15 protein-coding genes are annotated in these 17,689 nt (G+C 44.1%); 8 read left to right on the top strand and 7 right to left on the bottom strand.

What is annotated here, in order from left to right; translation table 11 throughout:
• Positions 1 to 2: 2 nt before the first annotated feature.
• Positions 3 to 878, top strand: a complete 876-nt coding sequence (gene eboC, locus ACE38W_RS08845; RefSeq protein WP_375830162.1) for a UbiA-like protein EboC — start codon at positions 3 to 5, stop codon at positions 876 to 878.
• 50 nt (positions 879 to 928) lie between these two features.
• Here eboC and ACE38W_RS08840 read toward each other — a convergent pair whose 3' ends face one another.
• Together ACE38W_RS08840 and ACE38W_RS08835 are read right to left on the bottom strand one after the other, a co-directional pair.
• Positions 929 to 1,309: a LuxR C-terminal-related transcriptional regulator gene (locus ACE38W_RS08840; RefSeq protein ID WP_375830161.1), complete on the bottom strand. Its 381-nt coding sequence runs from the start codon at positions 1,307 to 1,309 to the stop codon at positions 929 to 931.
• Positions 1,310 to 1,466: 157 nt separating this feature from the next.
• On the bottom strand, positions 1,467 to 3,392 hold the full coding sequence (locus ACE38W_RS08835; RefSeq protein ID WP_375830159.1) for a hypothetical protein: 1,926 nt from the start codon (positions 3,390 to 3,392) through the stop codon (positions 1,467 to 1,469).
• A gap of 397 nt (positions 3,393 to 3,789) precedes the next feature.
• Here ACE38W_RS08835 and ACE38W_RS08830 point away from each other — a divergent pair, with 397 nt between their 5' ends.
• The 5 genes from ACE38W_RS08830 to ACE38W_RS08810 all read left to right on the top strand — a co-directional run bounded on the left by ACE38W_RS08830 (position 3,790) and on the right by ACE38W_RS08810 (position 10,216).
• Positions 3,790 to 4,944: a 3-dehydroquinate synthase gene (locus tag ACE38W_RS08830; protein ID WP_375830158.1), complete on the top strand. Its 1,155-nt coding sequence runs from the start codon at positions 3,790 to 3,792 to the stop codon at positions 4,942 to 4,944.
• Positions 4,945 to 4,964: 20 nt separating this feature from the next.
• Positions 4,965 to 6,179, top strand: coding sequence for a metabolite traffic protein EboE (gene eboE / locus ACE38W_RS08825; RefSeq protein ID WP_375830157.1), 1,215 nt, complete (start codon positions 4,965 to 4,967; stop codon positions 6,177 to 6,179).
• 47 nt (positions 6,180 to 6,226) lie between these two features.
• A complete protein-coding gene (locus ACE38W_RS08820; RefSeq protein WP_375830156.1) occupies positions 6,227 to 7,606 on the top strand; it encodes an alkaline phosphatase family protein in 1,380 nt (459 codons plus the stop codon).
• A 146-nt stretch (positions 7,607 to 7,752) separates the two neighbouring features.
• Positions 7,753 to 9,093: a Gfo/Idh/MocA family protein gene (locus ACE38W_RS08815; RefSeq protein WP_375830154.1), complete on the top strand. Its 1,341-nt coding sequence runs from the start codon at positions 7,753 to 7,755 to the stop codon at positions 9,091 to 9,093.
• Positions 9,094 to 9,400: 307 nt separating this feature from the next.
• Positions 9,401 to 10,216: a sulfite exporter TauE/SafE family protein gene (locus ACE38W_RS08810; protein WP_375830153.1), complete on the top strand. Its 816-nt coding sequence runs from the start codon at positions 9,401 to 9,403 to the stop codon at positions 10,214 to 10,216.
• Positions 10,217 to 10,237: 21 nt separating this feature from the next.
• Here ACE38W_RS08810 and ACE38W_RS08805 read toward each other — a convergent pair whose 3' ends face one another.
• Both ACE38W_RS08805 and ACE38W_RS08800 read right to left on the bottom strand, forming a co-directional pair.
• Positions 10,238 to 10,591: an MmcQ/YjbR family DNA-binding protein gene (locus ACE38W_RS08805; protein ID WP_375830152.1), complete on the bottom strand. Its 354-nt coding sequence runs from the start codon at positions 10,589 to 10,591 to the stop codon at positions 10,238 to 10,240.
• A gap of 378 nt (positions 10,592 to 10,969) precedes the next feature.
• Positions 10,970 to 11,545 carry a hypothetical protein gene (locus ACE38W_RS08800; protein WP_375830151.1) on the bottom strand — a complete coding sequence of 192 codons (576 nt, stop codon included), beginning with the start codon at positions 11,543 to 11,545 and terminating at the stop codon, positions 10,970 to 10,972.
• Positions 11,546 to 11,721: 176 nt separating this feature from the next.
• Between ACE38W_RS08800 and ACE38W_RS08795 the strand changes: the two genes are divergently transcribed.
• Positions 11,722 to 12,510 (top strand): DUF4382 domain-containing protein, encoded by a 789-nt coding sequence (locus ACE38W_RS08795; protein ID WP_375830149.1) that lies wholly within the window; start codon positions 11,722 to 11,724, stop codon positions 12,508 to 12,510.
• A 153-nt stretch (positions 12,511 to 12,663) separates the two neighbouring features.
• On the opposite strand, the gene ACE38W_RS08790 is transcribed toward ACE38W_RS08795, so the two are convergent.
• The 3 genes from ACE38W_RS08790 to ACE38W_RS08780 form a co-directional block, all read right to left on the bottom strand.
• Entirely contained in the window at positions 12,664 to 13,245 is a 582-nt protein-coding gene (locus ACE38W_RS08790) for a hypothetical protein (protein WP_375830148.1), read from the bottom strand.
• Between the two features lie 269 nt (positions 13,246 to 13,514).
• The gene (locus ACE38W_RS08785) at positions 13,515 to 15,287 is read right to left on the bottom strand and encodes a DUF885 family protein (protein ID WP_375830146.1); all 1,773 of its coding nucleotides are present in this window, start codon (positions 15,285 to 15,287) and stop codon (positions 13,515 to 13,517) included.
• Positions 15,288 to 15,398: 111 nt separating this feature from the next.
• The gene (locus tag ACE38W_RS08780; RefSeq protein WP_375830144.1) at positions 15,399 to 16,775 is read right to left on the bottom strand and encodes a DUF1080 domain-containing protein; all 1,377 of its coding nucleotides are present in this window, start codon (positions 16,773 to 16,775) and stop codon (positions 15,399 to 15,401) included.
• Positions 16,776 to 16,945: 170 nt separating this feature from the next.
• Here ACE38W_RS08780 and ACE38W_RS08775 point away from each other — a divergent pair, with 170 nt between their 5' ends.
• Positions 16,946 to 17,527, top strand: a complete 582-nt coding sequence (locus ACE38W_RS08775) for a DJ-1/PfpI family protein (protein ID WP_375830142.1) — start codon at positions 16,946 to 16,948, stop codon at positions 17,525 to 17,527.
• Positions 17,528 to 17,689: the final 162 nt, after the last annotated feature.

Raw genomic sequence — 17,689 nt, 5'->3', positions numbered from 1 at the left:
TCATGAGGCCGGCCAATATAATCACTGCTATTTCAGACGTACTGGCTGGTGTAGCTATTTCAGGCTATTTTCTCAATGTGAGTTTTGAGACGGTGACATGGGAAATCACACTTCCGGTAATTTGCCTCTGCCTGGCAGCAGTCGGACTTTACGGTGGTGGCGTCGTTCTCAACGACGTATTCGACGCTCAACTGGATGCGGAAGAAAGGCCCGAACGCCCTATCCCCAGTGGAGTTATCTCCTATACACAAGCTATTATTCTCGGCGCATATCTCCTGCTGGTAGGTATTCTGGGCGCCTTTTCTGTAGGACACCTTGCCGGTGCCCCCGGATGGTTGGCCATCGGCATCACCATCTCCGCCATCGTTTACGACAAATGGGGAAAACATAATGCATTTTGGGGACCATTAAATATGGGCCTTTGCCGTGGACTCAATCTGCTCCTAGGTATCAGCGTTGTCCCTGCTGCCCTCGACCAATACTGGTGGATGGGAATCATACCAGTAGTTTATATCGCTGCTATTACAAATATCAGCAGAGGAGAAGTACATGGCGGCAATGCCAAAAATATGCGTATCAGCGCTACTGGATATGCCGCAGTATATGTTGCCATGATAGCCATGGCTTTCCTCCATCAACGTATCTGGGCCGCTCCGTTTATCCTCCTCTTTATCGTGATGGTAAACAGACCCTTAAGAACTGCAATGAAAAATCCTTCAGGACCTAATATCGGTAAAGCCGTAAAAGGTGGTATCATCGCGCTTATCGTGATGAATGCCGCATGGGTGGCTGTATTTGCCCAACCCGCTTTCGCGATTGCCGTACTATTATTACTCCCAATATCCATGGGGTTAGGGAAACTCTTTGCTGTGACCTGATGTCATTAAATACAACAGCCACCAAGGTATTACCTGGTGGCTGCTGTTTATCATTTTACTAAGCCCCGCCTTATCGCCTCTTTTACCAATCCCGCCACATTCCTTACATTTAATTTCTGAGTCAGATTTAATCGATGGGCCTCTACTGTACGCATACTGATAAATAATCTTCCCGCTATTTCCTGGCTGGTATATTCTTCTGCAATCAGCCGTAGGATCTCTTCTTCTCTCTTCGTTAATTCAACTGGATGCCTCGCAGGCGCTAACGTTAACGGCTCTACTGATACTGGTAGCGCAGCTTCCTTTACTATAGCCTCCTGTTCAAACTCCATTAAATTCACAATACGTACACGCGGATATAATCGTCTTACGGTACGTGAAAACTTCATCTCTTCTGATGATGGTAATCCGATAATCATTTTAACTTGCATCTTCACAAATCTTAAAAAGGGTTAACATATTTAATTGATACGCTTGTTTGCTGGATAGCGTTAAATCCACTGCTATACAGGCAGATGGTCTAATCAACTGCTGAAGGCAGTTGATTTTTTAAAAGAAAACAAACGCGTTAATAACAAAACTTATTTTTTAAACAATCACATAGCTGTCATTTACCTGAAATGTAATATAGACACTGGTGCCGCGCTCCCTTGAAGTATCTAAACTAAACACGCCATAAAAAGCTTTTATCCTCAACAGTAAGTTGCGATAACAAACGGCATCCTGTAAACTCGGCTGATGTTGAAAGCCAATACCATTATCTTCCAGGCTGATAGTAACGCTACCTGGTTGTAACGTCAGCTGCATCTGTGCTGCCGTAGCCCGCGAATGCCGCAGTATCTGGCTAATCAACTCCTGCACGATACGATATACGGATAATTCATAGCTGGCCTTATATCTTTGGCTTTCTCCCGAACAATAATAGGTGAAAGATAATTTTCTGCTATGTTGAAAATTTCGGCAATAAAATCCTAAAGCAGCAGCAAGTCCTTGCCTGGAAAGTATCTCAGGCATCAGCATCTGTGCAGTTTTTCTTACTTCCACAGCGGCATTGTCCAGCATATCCATCGTTTCATGATAGGCTCCTGGCCCTGGTAAAGCTGCTTGTCCTGCTTGTAGTGCCAATATCTCCGCTTTAGCGGCACTGATCATGCTGCCCACATTTTCATGCAAAGCTTTCGACAGAAATATCCTCGCCTGCTCTTCTCCCGCAATCATGGCCGATAACAGCCGGATATTACTGTTATGCTCCTCCGCCTGCAATTGCATCAGTTTCAACCTTGCCTGCTGAATTAACTTCCAGCGGTAAAATAATAGTCCGGTTATTATAATAGTCAATATGACAATTATGATGATGCCCCATAAATTATATCGCTGGAAAAGAATATTTTCTTGTGCAGCGAGCAAGCTGGCATGCGTGATCAGGTGATCGTTCTTTTCAATATTGTATTGCAGCTGTAGTTGCTGCACAATACTGCCGGTATTAAGGTTTCTTAATGAATCATGTACATGCTCATATTCCTTTCGCCACTGCAGCGCTGCTGCTGGCTTTCCGAGGGCCTGCGCAATTTCTGATGCCGCCAAAAAAGCATGTTGCAGCTCATCGCCGGCAACATACAGTTTACTTAGTCCTATTGCCTGCTGTATCATGCTGGCAGCAGCGGTATAATGGCCCGTCTGAAACAATGCGTTGGCATATCCTGCTTGTATGGATAGCAGGTAATCAGGTACGGGATAATGTTGGGATATGTCATATGCCTGTGCATACTGCTTCAGTGCCTGGGCCGAAAATCCTCCTGCAGCAAGACTTTCGCCATGATGCAGCAAGGCATCCAATACATAGGTGCTGTCGCCTGTGCGTCTCCCTATCTGTATAACGGCATCAAAAAACAAGGCCGCTGTTTCTGGCATTTGCAGCCTGGACGTGGCATCGCCCATATTCAACAATGCCGAGGCCATGCCGCGGTTAATATGGTTTCTGGCAAAATAGCGCCAGGCACTCCATGCTTCACGGAAGCCTTCCTTGTGCTGTCCATCACTGATGTGGATAGCCGCCAGCTCATTCTGGATGCTATACAGCAGAAAGCTATCATTCCTGCAAGCTGCCAGCAGTCGGGTGGTGTTAAAATGATTGGCGGCGGCAACGTGATTGTCTATACGCAGATATATATTTCCCAGCTTGTTGTTAGCTGCAATAAGTCCTGCCGTATCTGCGATACTGGCATATACCTTTAATGCATGATGTAGCATAAACAGCGCAGCCAGATTATCTCCCCTCAATTGCTGGATATGCAGATAATAACCGGTAAAATCGGCAATACCTTTTTTCGATCCTAGCTGTATGCTAAGGGTAAGCCCGTCCATCATGTATTTATTGGCCAATGGAATATTATCGGGCAACAGCGATTCTCCGTACTCATACAGCGTATACACCCTTTCCTGTCCTGGTGGCTGCTGTTGCAAACGACGCAATAGGCTGTCCTGACGGGGTAGGCTACCCGCTGTTCCGACCATAACTAGGGCCAGACATAAACATATGAACATAAGTTGCTTGTGCATAGCACCCGCCTGTTGGTTCTACTGGTTACTGTCCTTTAAATACGCGTTTGCTTTTTACAAGATTGGTGTGGATAAACCATCGGTTAATGGGGTAATTTATTGGGGCACACTACATAACTGCTAAAAACAAATATCAAAGCTGATCCCCGCTGCAATTCATTTACGGGGCTGTAAAGATCTGCTTTTTTTCCTAATTAATAACGCCTGCGGCGTTTATTTTTTCACGTCTCTACTCAGTAGAGACGTGAAATGGAAAGCGTCGAAGTCGCCCTCGAGAAAATCCTGCACAGGCGCAATATTTTATGTACATTTAAAGGCTTACATTTTCAGAAAGATCGTTAGACGTTTAGCCATGGAAAACATACTACAGAACTTTGATGTCAACTTCAACTATCAGGTACACTTTACTTCCCATCTGTTCGATCCAGCAAATGACTGTTTGAGAAACTACCTGGAAACACAGGCTGTAAAGGCTTATAAGAAGAAATTACTGGTCATCCTGGATGCAGGCATGGCCGCTCATTATCCTGAATTGCCACAACAGATCGGCTCCTACCTCCGCCAGGTAAATGGCTTCCAGCTGGTGCCGGAAATTATTACCATTACCGGTGGAGAAAGTGTGAAAAACGATCTGCCCCTTTTCCTCTCTCTGGTAAATGCAATTGATAAATACGCCATAGACAGACACTCATTTCTTATCGGTATCGGTGGCGGTTCCCTGCTCGACCTTACCGGCTTCGTGGCTGCAGTATCACATCGGGGCATTAAACATATTCGTATACCCACTACCGTTTTATCGCAAAACGATTCAGGCATAGGTGTGAAAAACGGTATCAACTTCAACGGGAAAAAGAATTTCCTCGGTGCTTTTGCTCCACCACAGGCGGTTTTCAACGACAGCCACTTCCTGACCACGCTCCATGCACGCGATTGGAACTCAGGTATGGTGGAAGCAGTTAAAGTAGCCCTCATCAAAGATGCTGCCTTCTTTAACTGGATGGAAGAAAGAGCAACAGCATTAAGTGGTGGTAATATGGACGATATGGAGCAACTGATCTACCGCTGTGCCGCATTACATATGCAGCATATCGGCGGTGGCGGTGATCCTTTCGAAAGCGGCTCCTCCAGACCGCTCGACTTTGGCCATTGGAGCGCGCATAAGCTGGAGCAACTTACAAACTTTGAACTCCGCCACGGCGAAGCTGTATCCATCGGCGTTGCACTTGATAGCGTATATTCTTACCTGTTAGGTTGGTTGTCTGAAGCTGATATGAAAAGAATCATAAGCGTATTAAAAGATATGCAACTGCCGGTATGGCATCCACTGCTGGAAAAGCAGGCAGGAAAAGACTCTCCGGTTATCGCCGGCCTGGAAGAATTCCGCGAACACCTCGGTGGACAACTCACCATATCTCTGCTCCGCTCCATAGGAAAAGGAGAAGAAGTACATGAAATGAATGTGGATAAACTCTATGAAGCCGCTGCTATCTGCAAAAAATTGCAATAGTCAGTATTAAACATCTTGTTATGCAAACAGTATACGGACAGCTTACCTATTGCTCCAATATACATCCCGGCGAAAACTGGGGCGACCATTTTAAACAATTACAAGCAAATATACCTGCTGTTAAAAGAGCTATTTCTCCTGATAAACCTTTTGGTATTGGATTGCGGTTGTCGAATACCGCTAGCCTCGAACTGGCCAGAGAAGAGAACTTACGCGCTTTTCAGCGATGGTTGAAAGAGCACGACTGCTACGTATTTACCATGAATGGATTCCCTTACGGCGGCTTTCATGATGTAGTGGTGAAAGACCAGGTACATGCCCCCGATTGGACCAGTGCCGATCGTGTCGCCTACACCATCCGCCTTTCCCGGCTGCTGTCAACACTGCTACCATACGGCATGGAAGGTGGCATTTCCACTTCTCCGCTTAGCTATAAATACTGGTGCAATCGCTGTGAAGAAGAGAAAAATTCCGTGACAGAAAGCGCAACGTTAAACCTGTTGCTCGTTGTGGAACATTTAGTGCGCATCAAACGCAGCGGTGGCCCACTGATACATATAGATATAGAACCTGAACCAGACGGCCTGCTGGAAAATACAGCGGAGTTCCTGGATTGGTATCTACATAGACTGATGCCTGTAGGTATTATCTTTTTGCAAGATAAATTCCGGGTAGATGAATCCACTGCTGCGCAAATGATCAGAGACCATATACAGCTCTGCTACGACGTTTGCCACTTTGCACTGGTATATGAACAACCTGCGAAAGTACTCGACCAGATGGCTGCATATGGGATTAAAATAGGCAAAGTTCAACTCAGCGCAGCACTAAAAGCTGATATGCCAACGGAAACGGATAAACGAAAAGTTGTCCTCGACGCATTCCGCCAGTTTATGGAGCCGGTATACCTGCATCAGGTAATTGCCAGAACAGATACCGGATCGCTGATTCATTATCCAGACTTACCACAGGCATTTGAAGACCAGGATAATCCACATGTCCGGGAATGGCGTTCCCATTTTCATGTACCAGTTTTTTTAGAGAGATATGAAGTGCTGGAATCTACACAATCGGATATTCGGGAAGTATTGAAACTACAACAGCAACAACCCTTTACTAATCACCTCGAAGTGGAAACATATACCTGGGAGGTATTGCCACCAGCGCTGAAATTGGAAATGAGCGAATCTATTTCCAGGGAATTACAGTGGGTGAAACAGGTGTTGGAATTGTGAAGCCTGAATTATAGCTTTATGTCAATTAAGCAACGGCCAAAGAATCTATGAGAAAAACAGTAGTTATCGATGTGGTAGGTTTATCCACATCGCTGATCAAACATATGCCTTTCCTGAAGGCATATACAGAAAACCATCATTTGGCTACCATACAGCCTATGTTGCCTGCCGTCACCACTGCGGTACAAAGCACTTATCTTACCGGTCAATGGCCGGCGGAACACGGCATTGTGGGCAACGGGTGGTATGACCGTACCGATTGCGAAATCAAGTTCTGGAAGCAATCCAATAAGTTGGTAGATGCACCAAAAATTTGGGATAAAGCCAGACAGATAAATCCAGACTTCACCGTTTCGCAAATGTGCTGGTGGTATAATATGTACGCCAACGTCGATTACTCACTCACTCCTCGCCCTAATTACTTATCAGACGGCCGTAAAGTTCCCGACTGCTATACCACGCCTTCCAGCTTGAGGGATGAACTCCGGGAACAGCTGGGCACTTTCCCGCTATTCAACTACTGGGGCCCAACCGCCAGTATCAAATCTTCCCAATATATCGCCGATGCTTCCATCTTTACAGATAAGAAGTACAATCCAACAATGACGTTCATCTACCTGCCACATCTGGACTATTGTCTGCAAAAATTCGGACAGGATATGGAACGCAACAAGAAGGAGATATTAGAAATTGATGGTGTTTTAAAGCAGTTGATCAGTTATTATGAAGATCAACAGACAGAGATTATCATCCTGTCTGAATACGGTATATCCAATGCAACCAAACCAGTAGATATAAATCGTATTCTGCGCCAGGAAGGACTGCTGGCTATCCGTGAGGAACGTGGCCTCGAAATCCTTGATGCCGGCGCCTCTAAAGTCTTTGCAGTAGCCGATCACCAAATCGCGCATCTCTACTTCAACGATCCTTCCTGTTATAAAAAAGTCAGAGATATGCTGGAAAAACATCCCGACATTGAACTGGTGCTCGACAGAGAAGGTAAACGTCAACATAATCTGCATCATAGCCGCAGTGGCGATTTGGTGCTGGTAGCAGCGCCTGATAGCTGGTTTACTTACTATTACTGGCTGGACGATAATAAAGCGCCTGATTTCGCACGTATTGTAGAAATCTTCAGGAAACCTGGCTATGATCCTGTGGAGATGTTTATGGACCCTAAAAATCCATTTGTCAAACTAAAAGCAGCCTTCCAGTTGCTGAAGAAAAAACTGGGCTTCCGCTACCTGATGAGCGTTATTCCACTGGATGCCACGCTGATCAAGGGCTCTCACGGACGCCTCGAAAAAGATGCGGCCCTGCATCCAGTCATTATTACTAATCAACCTTCCGGCAAAGAATCCCTGCTTGCAACAGATGTATTTGGCGTAATGTGGAAAACATTGACGAGCGATAACCAGCAGCGTTAATATTCTCCACCAGTCAAAAAAAATTATGATTGCTTAATTATTTCTCTATTTTCATGCAACCGATTGCTATTTGGGAAATCAGAGAGCAGAAAACCTATGCAATCCACCTACGACCATAGAAAAACTTAAACCACAATATTTCCGTTATGAAAAGAAGGGATTTTATTAAAACCGGTACTGCCGCAGGTTTGGGCGCAGGACTGACCCATTTGAACTTTCCGGTATTTGGTAAAAATGCACCAAGCAATAAAATCGTATTGGGAGTAATGGGGGTTAATTCCCGTGGTAACTGGCTCGCACAAACGGCGGCTAAAATTCCTGGTGCTGAAATAGGCTATATCTGCGATGTAGAAGATGGCGCCATCGCTAAAGGTATGAAAGCCGTTGCTGGCGCACAGGAACGTAAACCTACCGTTATCAGGGATATACGTAAGCTCCTCGAGCAAAAAGATTTTGATGCCCTCATAGTGGCTACTCCTGACCATTGGCATGCGCCTGCAGCCATCATGGCCACTGCTGCCGGAAAGCACGTATATGTGGAAAAGCCCTGTGCCCATAATCCCCACGAAGGTGAATTATTAGTGGCTGCCGCTGCAAAATATGACCGACATGTGCAAATGGGAAACCAGCGCCGCTCCTGGCCCAACCTGCAACAAGCAGTGAAAGAAGTTCGCGAAGAGGGGATTATCGGAGAGGTTTATTATGCGAGAGGATGGTATGTTAATGATAGAAAACCGATTGGTATTGGTAAGAAGATAGCAGTGCCGGCTACGCTCGACTGGGACCTCTGGCAAGGCCCTGCCCCACGCAAAGATTACTTAGATAATATCGTTCACTATAACTGGCATTGGCGCTGGCATTGGGGCACTTCCGAAACTTGCAACAACGCCACACACGAACTGGATTGTATGCGTTGGTTCCTGGGTGTTGAGTTCCCAACTAAGGTAACATCTGCTGGTGGCCGGTATGCATATCCGCCAGATGATTGGGAAACACCAGATACCCAAACACTCAACTTCGAATTTGAAGGAGGTAAAGCAATTGCCTGGGAAGGCCGTAGCTGTCATCCATTCAACCTGGAAGGCAGTGGCCGCGGATTCACTATTTTCGGGACTAAAGGCGCACTTTATAATACTGGCGGCGACTCCTACAAAATTGTGGATATCAGCAATAAAGTCATCAAGGAAGTAAAACAAATGGACAAAGATCAGCAACGTAGTGTAACCAATACCGTGAGCCCTGCTGGCGAATTCCTCGATGCTATCCATATTCAGAACTTCCTGGATTCCATCCGCGGGAATGCAAAACTGAACTCCGAAATTAACATCGGTTACCGCAGCACATTACTTTGTCTGCTGGGTAATATCGCACAGCGTACTGGTCGTGTATTGCATACGGACCCTAAAAATGGTCATATCCTTGGCGATGCTGCTGCCATGAAATTCTGGGGCAGAGATTACGAAAAAGGCTGGGCGCCAAAAGTATAAGTAAGTTCTACAGATATCACCTGGCTATGTCCTCCGGCCCGAAGGGCCGGAATCCTCCAGGTAGATACAGCAGATCAATATCAAAAACATTATCTTTCCGTCAATCGCCATCTACGCAATAATACCCCAAAGAAAAAGTGCCTAATCCCTTAAAACCCTTATTCCTATTCTGTTTATAGACTAGAAATAAATATAATAATAAGTTATTGCCCATAACTTTTAGTTATCGATATTATTTTTCTACGGAATGACTATCCCCTAAATTTGTCTTACCTGTAATTTTTTTAGAAACCAACCATCCTCCGCCATGAAGGGAGGAAAAGATTATTTAATGGACTTTTTGTTACAACAATCTAACTATCTGCCCGTACTCATTATTGGCCTGATCGTAGGCTATTTATCAGGTTTATTGGGCAAAGGCGGCAGTGCTATCAGCACACCGGCCCTACAGATCTTCGCTGGAGTAGCTCCATTTTTTGCACTGGCATCACCACTCCCGGCATCGATCACCAGCACACTTTCAGCCACCGCTGTTTACAGAAAAGAAAAGCTTTTTAATACGCGTGTAATCCTATTGAGCGCCATCATTGCGGTTCCATCCACCATTGTCGGAAGTTGGTTCAGTAGCCTGTTGCCAGGAAAAACACTGATGATATTAACGGCTGTTTTCATTGTTGGTATTGGCTGTTCACTGCTATTTTCCTTCATGAAAAAGAAAAACACCGCTACCAGCGATGCACCCATGCAAGCAGCCGTTCCTGCAGGTAAACTGATGGGCGCCGCCATGGGCATAGGTTTGTTGGCCGGGCTATTAGCAAATGCCGGTGGTATTCTCTTTAGCTCCTTCTTTATCAAACAATTGAAAATGCCTATCAAACAGGCATTGGCTTGCGCAGTAGTATTATCGGCTATCCTATCTATTCCGGGTGCTGTTACGCATTGGTATCTGGGACATATCGACTGGAATATTGCGCTGTTGCTGTCGCTCACCGCTTTTCCTGCCTCTTACCTGGGAGCTAAAACTGCAGTGAAAATGAAAACGCCGCTGCTGGAGAAACTTTTCGCATTGACACTCATTCTATTTGGGTTATACGATATCTTCTTTACGCTGCTGCATAAATAAACCTACTGAAATAAATCGCTATCAGGCATTCACATGCTCAAGTATATTGCGTCTTTCAGGCTCAGGTAAACTGCCAAAAACCAATTCATAGGCCTGGCGGAGATATTCCTCCAGTTCTGTGGCTGGTAAAATATCATCCTGTTTTAACTGTACCCAATGATATCTCGCCAGATGCGGCGCCGGTACTATACCTGGTTGTGCAATCAAACGATGAAAAGAAGCCGGCTGACACTTAAAAGAAATTCGGTGTGGTTCGTCCATAGCAAGCATGGCAAATAGTTTCTCTCCTACAAATAAACGCAGTTCATTGTCCCACTTTATTTCAGTGGTAACAGCTGGTAACGCGCGGCAAAATGCCAGGGTATTATCAAACATAGCAGCAGGTTTTTATGCAATCATAAAATAGTTTACTGTTGGTTCATAACGAGAAAAATAAAGGTCAAACTTCTAATACATATCCTGCAGCAGCATGGTGAATCATTACGCCTTAAAAAGACAATTGATGATTTCCTATTTAGGAAGAATTGCTGCCCAAACACTGACAAAAGCCACTTACTCAATCGGCTTCAGCATGTTGGATCATGTTAGCTGTAAATAGTGATGGAACTGCCTTATAAAAATACGAAATAATCCTACCCAAAGAAACTGCCTGACAAAACTTTACAAAAAAATTCATTGACAAAAAAAGAACGGGTACTTATGTACCCGCTCCCAGTCCCTGAAAGACTACCTATGTCAGATATCAGATTGAAATTATCTGTGATCATGACCTCGACCGTGGTCGTGCCCATTTCCATTTCCATTTCCGTGGCCCTGGTCATTGTCGTCATGTCCATGCCCACGTCCCGGGTTATTGTCATGTCCGCGGCCGTTATTTCCATTATTTCCATTATTCCCGTTATTTCCTTTAGGGCCCCTGCCATTCCATTTGTAATACTTTGGATCATCACTATTTCTGATGATCGTCTGACGGCCATACTGACCTTTGTATCTACCATACTCATTCCTGTAATAGGAGGCCCTTGTCCATGGATTCGGTTCGTTGATCACCACCTTATATCCTCTCTCCAAATCGTATTTATATCGGCCCGGTAAGCTATTACCCCATACCCAGCTGTTGCCGTTGAGATAAATAAATTGTCGCTTAGGAATACTGTAATAAGCATCTATATCCGGAAAATAATAATAACTGGCATAATCATACCCCACTGGTCCCCATAAAGGTTGATTTCCTATGTTCACGCTTATGTTTACCTGAGCATTAGCTTGTGGTAATGAGATAACACCCAAAGAAAAAAACACTAGCAGAAAGAATATTCCCTTTTTCATATGCTTTCATTTTTTAGTTGTAATGCTAAAACAGTGCCACCCAAATATTGTTTGAAAAGAAATGTATATAGAAAACTATTTATTTATTCTGTATGTAAATAAGTTTCGCATTTATTTTTACGATAATATAATGGGGCATAGAATTTGTTAAAATTCGTTCAAAATTAACCGTACACATGAAAAATCGTTTCCTCGCCGCATTGACGGCGTTAGCCACAACTGCTACACTGTTTTCTGCATGCTCCAAAGATGATAACAACAATTCAGGCACCACAAAACTCAGTGTTTACCTAACGGATGCACCTTCGCCTTACGACGCTGTAAATGTAGATATCCAGGATGTAATGGTGAACAGCACCTCCGATTCTACCAATGGATGGCAATCGCTGCATATCCTCAGACCAGGTGTTTATAACCTGCTCAATTTCAGAAATGGAATAGATACACTACTGGCTGCCACTGATATTCCTGCAGGAAAAATTTCGCAAATAAGACTGTTACTCGGCGCTAACAACAGCGTGGTTATAGGTGGTACAAGCTATCCACTCCAAACTCCTTCTGCACAGCAATCCGGTTTGAAATTAAACATCAATGCAACTCTCGTTGCTGGCATTGATTATCGCCTCTGGATTGATTTCGATGCAAACAAATCTGTAGTTGCCACCGGAAATGGTAAGTTTAATCTTAAACCGGTAATCCGCTCTTATACGCAAGCTACCAGCGGATCTATCAAAGGCATTATCCTTCCTCCTTTAACTACCAGTGGTGTATTTGTAATTCAGAATACAGATACTGTTGGAACCGCCATCCCTGATGCTACAGGTGCATTCCTTGTAGCTGGATTAAACGCAGGCGCTTACAACGTAGCTGTGGCCGGAAATGGTGTCCTGAAAGATACCACGCTCCTCAATGTAAATGTTACCATTGGTCAGGTGACTAACATAGGTTCAGTTACATTACACTAACGCTAATGATTATACGAAAAATAAAACGGCCTTCTCTAATTAAAGAGAAGGCCGTTTTATTTTTATACTATGATATTGCTTAGAAATCTTGTCTGGTAAAGGATACATCAAAGTGCATGATCGCACTGTGATGTATCTTAAAGAGTAGAGTTATTAATCATGCCAACGATTGTTTCTGTCATTTCTTCTGTCATTAAATCTGTTTCCATCGTTATGGTTGTCGCGGTTGTCGCGGCCCCAGCGGTTGTCGTCATGACCCCATCCACGATTATCACGGTCACTATATACTCTTCTGTCATCTCTTCTTTCTATCCTGTAATCCTGTATGCGGCTAGGCGCCATATAATGATTGTCATAACGGTTACGAATGATGACCTGTTTACCATACCAACCTCTGTAACCTGCGTACCTGGCGCGATACACATCTGGGCGCATCCAAGGATTAGGTTCGTTGATCACTACTTTATAACCTCTGTCAAGGTCGTAGTTAAAGTATCCTGGTAAGCTAGGCGCAAACACCCAACGGTTTCTTTCCAGGTATACAAACTGTCTGTTAGCTATATTGTAATATGCATCGATGTCCGGCATATAATAATACTGGGCATAATCGTATCCAACTGGTCCCCATGTAGGTTGACTGCCGATATTAATGTTAACACTCACCTGGGCATTACTTCTGTTGATACTTACTCCTGCTAATATTACTGCTGCGAAAAGAATTATTGCCTTTTTCATATGATGATCGTTTGACTAGGATAATGCGAACGCAATGCCAGAAGTTAGTATTTGTTCATCCTCCTTAGTTAATTACTGTTAAATCATCCTGTAGTAAAACTGAAGTTGGCTGTGGGAGAGGGTTTTAATGAAATGTTAAGTAGATAGGTAGATAAGTAGGCATACAAAAAAAGCAGTCTCTGTTAAATAGAGACTGCCTTCAAAAATTAGATGGCTTGTGAAGATAATTAAATGCTTTGCAATTGCCTGTAACACACGCTAAGCGTTAGCTACTGGACTTTTGCCCATCTCGCCATCTTATCCTCTAACACAGATAATGGCACACAACCATCTTTCAGTAACTCATCATGAAAAGAAGAAAGTTTGAATTTATCACCTAACTCTTTTGTATACTTATTGCGCAGCTCACGGATTTTCAATTCTCCTATTTTATAAGATAACGCCTGACCTGGAATCGCCATATAGCGCTCGATTTCAGCTGTTACTTCTGCTTCTGATACTGGTTCATTATCCATCATATATTTGATAGCTTGCTCACGGGTCCAGCCTTTGGCATGCATACCAGCGTCAACGACTAAACGAATAGCGCGATGGATTTCATCACTCAGGCGGCCAACATACATATATGGATTGGTATAGAGGCCCAGCTCTTTACCCAGACTTTCGCAATACAATGCGTAACCTTCGCCATAAGCGCCTATCCAGGCGAAACGACGGAACTTAGGCAGACTGTCATTTTCCATTTGCAGCGACATCTGGAAATGGTGACCAGGAATCGCTTCATGCAGGAATAAACATTCCATACCTATATAACTGAATTTTTTTGCATCCAGGATAGGTACATAGAAGATGCCTGGACGGCTGCCATCAGGAGCGCCAGGCTGGTATTCTGCACTGGCAGAAGCCGCGCGGAAAGCTTCCGTTTGTCTGATTTCGAATTTAGTTTTAGGTAGATGACCATACATCTGTTTTACACCTGGCATGATCTTGTTCTCGATCGCTTTAAATGAATCCAGGATAGCGCCTGGTGTCGAGAAAATATGGAACTGCTTATCAGTACGTACAAATTCGAAGAAAGCTGGTAAATCGCCTTTAAAGCCAGTACTGGTTTTAATAGCTTCCATTTCTCCCCTGATACGCGCTACTTCTTTTTCACCAAGAGCAAAGATTTCATCTGGTGTTTTGTTTGTAGTAGTCCAGTATTTAATCAGATAATTGTAATAAGCCTTACCATCAGGCAGGCTGTCTATCCCGCTGCTGGTACGGGCTTTAGGCAGATATTCATTTTGCATGAACTGCTCCAGTTTGGAGTAGCTAGGCAATACGTATTCTTCGATAGCTTTGGTATAATCTGCTACCAGCTTGGTTTTGTCGGCAGCGCCAATAGAATCAGGAATGCTTTTCAGCGGTGCATAGTATATATTATTACTGTCTTTCTTTGCCAGATCTGTCAGCTGCGGAATGGTTTTGAGTACCAGCGCTTTCGGAAGTACATAGCCCATGCTGAAACCTTTGCGCATATTAGCAATGGCGGTATCTGTCCATACGGCGAATAACTGCATACGCTGCATGAAGTTCTGGTAGTCTTTCAGATTTTTGAAAGGCTGTGCGGAGCTGCCGGAGCCTAACTGTGCGAGTGTGATAGGGAGGCAGGTAAACTGTTGTACCGGCATGAGGTTATCGTGAAAGGTAAAGCCCTCTCTATTGATAGCCAGTTCCCTTTGCAGCATGTCATAAGTGATGCGATCATTGGGACTCAATTGGCTTGGGTCAATTTCTTTCAGGTTTTCCTCGTAGCGGCGGTAGATAGTATCTGTTTTGGTACGCCAGCTATCGGCAATGTCGATGGCTAATTCGCCATTGTGTTGGTTTTCACCGTAGAAAGTGGCCTGAATAGGGTTCAGCGCCATGCTTTCATCGTAGTAACGTGCAGAAAGGTCATGGAGCTTGTCTGCATTCAACTGTGGATTGCCTTGTTTGCAGGCAGTGGCAAGTAGGGCGCCTATGGCTACCATACCGACTTTCAGTGGAAGTAATTTCATTTATGAATGGTTTAGCAGGATTAAATCTCTCTGTTAAAATAAAAAAAGCATTCCGAAGAATCGGAATGCTTATTTAGAACAGTGAACAATGAAAAAAAAGATAAAATATTTTTACTTGAGAACTTTAATGCGTAAGCTCTTGAAAGACACTTCATTACCATGATCTTGCAAGAGTATGTGACCTTCCGGCCACAGGCCAAAGTTATTCCAATTTTTGTATTTACTAATAGCTACCAAATCTTTGAAGCTCTGGGATCCTCTTTCGTATTCCAACACTTTAAAGCCATTCAGCCAGTGCTCCACGTGATTATTTGGATACACAATAATACGACCTTTATTCCATTCTCCAATTGGTAATATTGCGCGTTTTTCCTGTTTTCTGGCAATCAGGTCATAAAGTGAAGCCAGGGTACGATTTCCATCGCGGCCCAGCTTGGCATCCGGATGAACTTCATCGTCCAATACCTGGTATTCCAGGCCTATGGCCGACTTACCTTTAGTGTCGTAAGATTCTTTTACAAAGTATTTCACACCGGAGTTAGCACCACGGGTCAGTTTAAACTCGAATTCCATTTCAAAGGCACCGTATTCTTTATCTGTAACGATGTCGCCGCCACTACCTTCTTCGTTGCCATCGCTGGAATGGATGGTAATGGTGCCATCGTTAATTGTCCAGCCTTTTTCAGGGAAGCCTTTTTGATTATAGCCTCTCCAGCCTTTGGATGTTTTACCGTCCCAGAGGAGCTGGTAGCCATTTTTCTTTTCCTGCGGAGAAACAGTGTTATCCACATTGTTTACCACGTAGATATTGTCATATGGCGAATACTGGCTGGCAGCAGGGTTTTCGATGATGCGAAGATTACGCCAGTGAATACTCTTGCCGTTATCAGCTTCAGTTTTTCCGATAGCATGCACCTGAAGGGCGATAAAACCTTTAGGCAGTGCGGTATCTACCAGGTGGGCAGTAGGAACGCCATTTACCCAGGTACGCATTTCATTACCACGGCACTCGATACGATATTTGTTCCAGCCATCTTTTTTGAAGGCGCTTTGCCCTGCAGGATTGTACTCCATAGGGTATTGCCATCCACGACGACCTTCTTCATATATACCACCGCTCCATTTACGATCGGAAGGATCAATTTCCATCTGGTAGCCAAATACACGGCCATTCTGGTATTCAGGCCTGCTCTGGCTACGGAATTGGATGCCGGAGTTGAACTCTTTGTCCAGCTTAAATTCCAGTTCCAGGATGAAATCGCCATAATCTTTATCTGTGCAGAGGAAGGAATTTGGTGTATTCATCACCGTGGTACCAACAATCTCTCCGTCTTTAGCAGCATAGACTGCGGCGCCGCCCAGCTGTTTCCAGCCTTTGAGGTCCTTGCCATTAAAGAGGTCATGCCATCCGGATTTATTGGCCTTCTGGGCCAGTAGGGTACCTGACATCAGCAGGACACCGCCACATACAAGTAGTATCTTTTTCATAACTATTAACGGAATAGACTCCCAAAATATAAAATGATCTTGATTTATTCAACCGATTGCATAATAGTTTTTTATGAAGTTGTTAAATCTATTGCCAGACGGTAAAATGCCGTTGCGAAATTTATTATCTTCAGGAGCTTTATTTTTTATAACATCTCAAAATTTAACCCATGGCACAAAAGAAAATTCTCTTACTGACAGGCGATTATGCAGAAGATTACGAAACAATGGTTCCATTCCAGATGCTCCAGATGATTGGGCATGAAGTGTATGCTGTTTGTCCGGATAAAGCTGCTGGCGACAAGATAAAAACAGCGATTCATGATTTTGAGGGTGATCAGACATACAGTGAGAAGCCGGGTCATGGTTTTGTACTCAATGCAACGTTTAACGACTTGTCTGCCAGTGATTATGATGCGTTGGTGATAGCTGGTGGCCGTGCGCCGGAATACTTGCGTCTTAATAAAAATGTCCTGGAGCTGGTAAAGCATTTCTTTACCAATAATAAGCCGGTGGCGGCGGTTTGCCATGGTATCCAGATCTTGACGGCTGCCGATGTGGTAAGGGGCCGTAAACTAACAGCTTATCCTGCGGTAGGTCCGGAGGTTACAGCTTCAGGAGGGACTTATGTGTCTGTAAATGTGACCGAAGCGGTGACAGACGGCAACCTGGTAACAGCGCCGGCATGGCCTGCACATCCAGCATGGATCGCTGCTTTCCTGAAAGTATTAGGAACTTCTATAGAGTTATAATTATTTTGTATAGGTAGATGATTGATTTGTAGTCATCTAAATAAAATTAAAAGAAAGTTTCTACGGATTTTCAAATTAAGGCGGCAATGCTTACCTTTGCAGCCAAATTCCAGGGCTTATTCTCTGAAATTTGCAATCATTTGTAATTCGTAACTGATTTTA

It is taken from the genome of Chitinophaga sp. Hz27 (assembly GCF_042263525.1).
GTDB lineage: Bacteria > Bacteroidota > Bacteroidia > Chitinophagales > Chitinophagaceae > Chitinophaga.
Note: the sequence above shows the minus strand (reverse complement) of the source record. Positions and strands in the feature narration are given on the sequence as shown.

Excerpts from the sequence above, each read along its gene's own strand:
- ACE38W_RS08780 (WP_375830144.1), bottom strand. The coding sequence starts at position 16,775 with ATGAAAAAGATACTACTTGTATGTGGCGGTGTCCTGCTGATGTCAGGT.
- ACE38W_RS08795 (WP_375830149.1), top strand. The coding sequence starts at position 11,722 with ATGAAAAATCGTTTCCTCGCCGCATTGACGGCGTTAGCCACAACTGCT.
- ACE38W_RS08810 (WP_375830153.1), top strand. The coding sequence starts at position 9,401 with ATGAAGGGAGGAAAAGATTATTTAATGGACTTTTTGTTACAACAATCT.
- eboE (WP_375830157.1), top strand. The coding sequence starts at position 4,965 with ATGCAAACAGTATACGGACAGCTTACCTATTGCTCCAATATACATCCC.
- ACE38W_RS08785 (WP_375830146.1), bottom strand. The coding sequence starts at position 15,287 with ATGAAATTACTTCCACTGAAAGTCGGTATGGTAGCCATAGGCGCCCTA.
- ACE38W_RS08805 (WP_375830152.1), bottom strand. The coding sequence starts at position 10,591 with ATGTTTGATAATACCCTGGCATTTTGCCGCGCGTTACCAGCTGTTACC.
- ACE38W_RS08800 (WP_375830151.1), bottom strand. The coding sequence starts at position 11,545 with ATGAAAAAGGGAATATTCTTTCTGCTAGTGTTTTTTTCTTTGGGTGTT.
- ACE38W_RS08830 (WP_375830158.1), top strand. The coding sequence starts at position 3,790 with ATGGAAAACATACTACAGAACTTTGATGTCAACTTCAACTATCAGGTA.
- ACE38W_RS08820 (WP_375830156.1), top strand. The coding sequence starts at position 6,227 with ATGAGAAAAACAGTAGTTATCGATGTGGTAGGTTTATCCACATCGCTG.
- eboC (WP_375830162.1), top strand. The coding sequence starts at position 3 with ATGAGGCCGGCCAATATAATCACTGCTATTTCAGACGTACTGGCTGGT.
- ACE38W_RS08815 (WP_375830154.1), top strand. The coding sequence starts at position 7,753 with ATGAAAAGAAGGGATTTTATTAAAACCGGTACTGCCGCAGGTTTGGGC.
- ACE38W_RS08840 (WP_375830161.1), bottom strand. The coding sequence starts at position 1,309 with ATGCAAGTTAAAATGATTATCGGATTACCATCATCAGAAGAGATGAAG.
- ACE38W_RS08790 (WP_375830148.1), bottom strand. The coding sequence starts at position 13,245 with ATGAAAAAGGCAATAATTCTTTTCGCAGCAGTAATATTAGCAGGAGTA.
- ACE38W_RS08775 (WP_375830142.1), top strand. The coding sequence starts at position 16,946 with ATGGCACAAAAGAAAATTCTCTTACTGACAGGCGATTATGCAGAAGAT.
- ACE38W_RS08835 (WP_375830159.1), bottom strand. The coding sequence starts at position 3,392 with ATGGTCGGAACAGCGGGTAGCCTACCCCGTCAGGACAGCCTATTGCGT.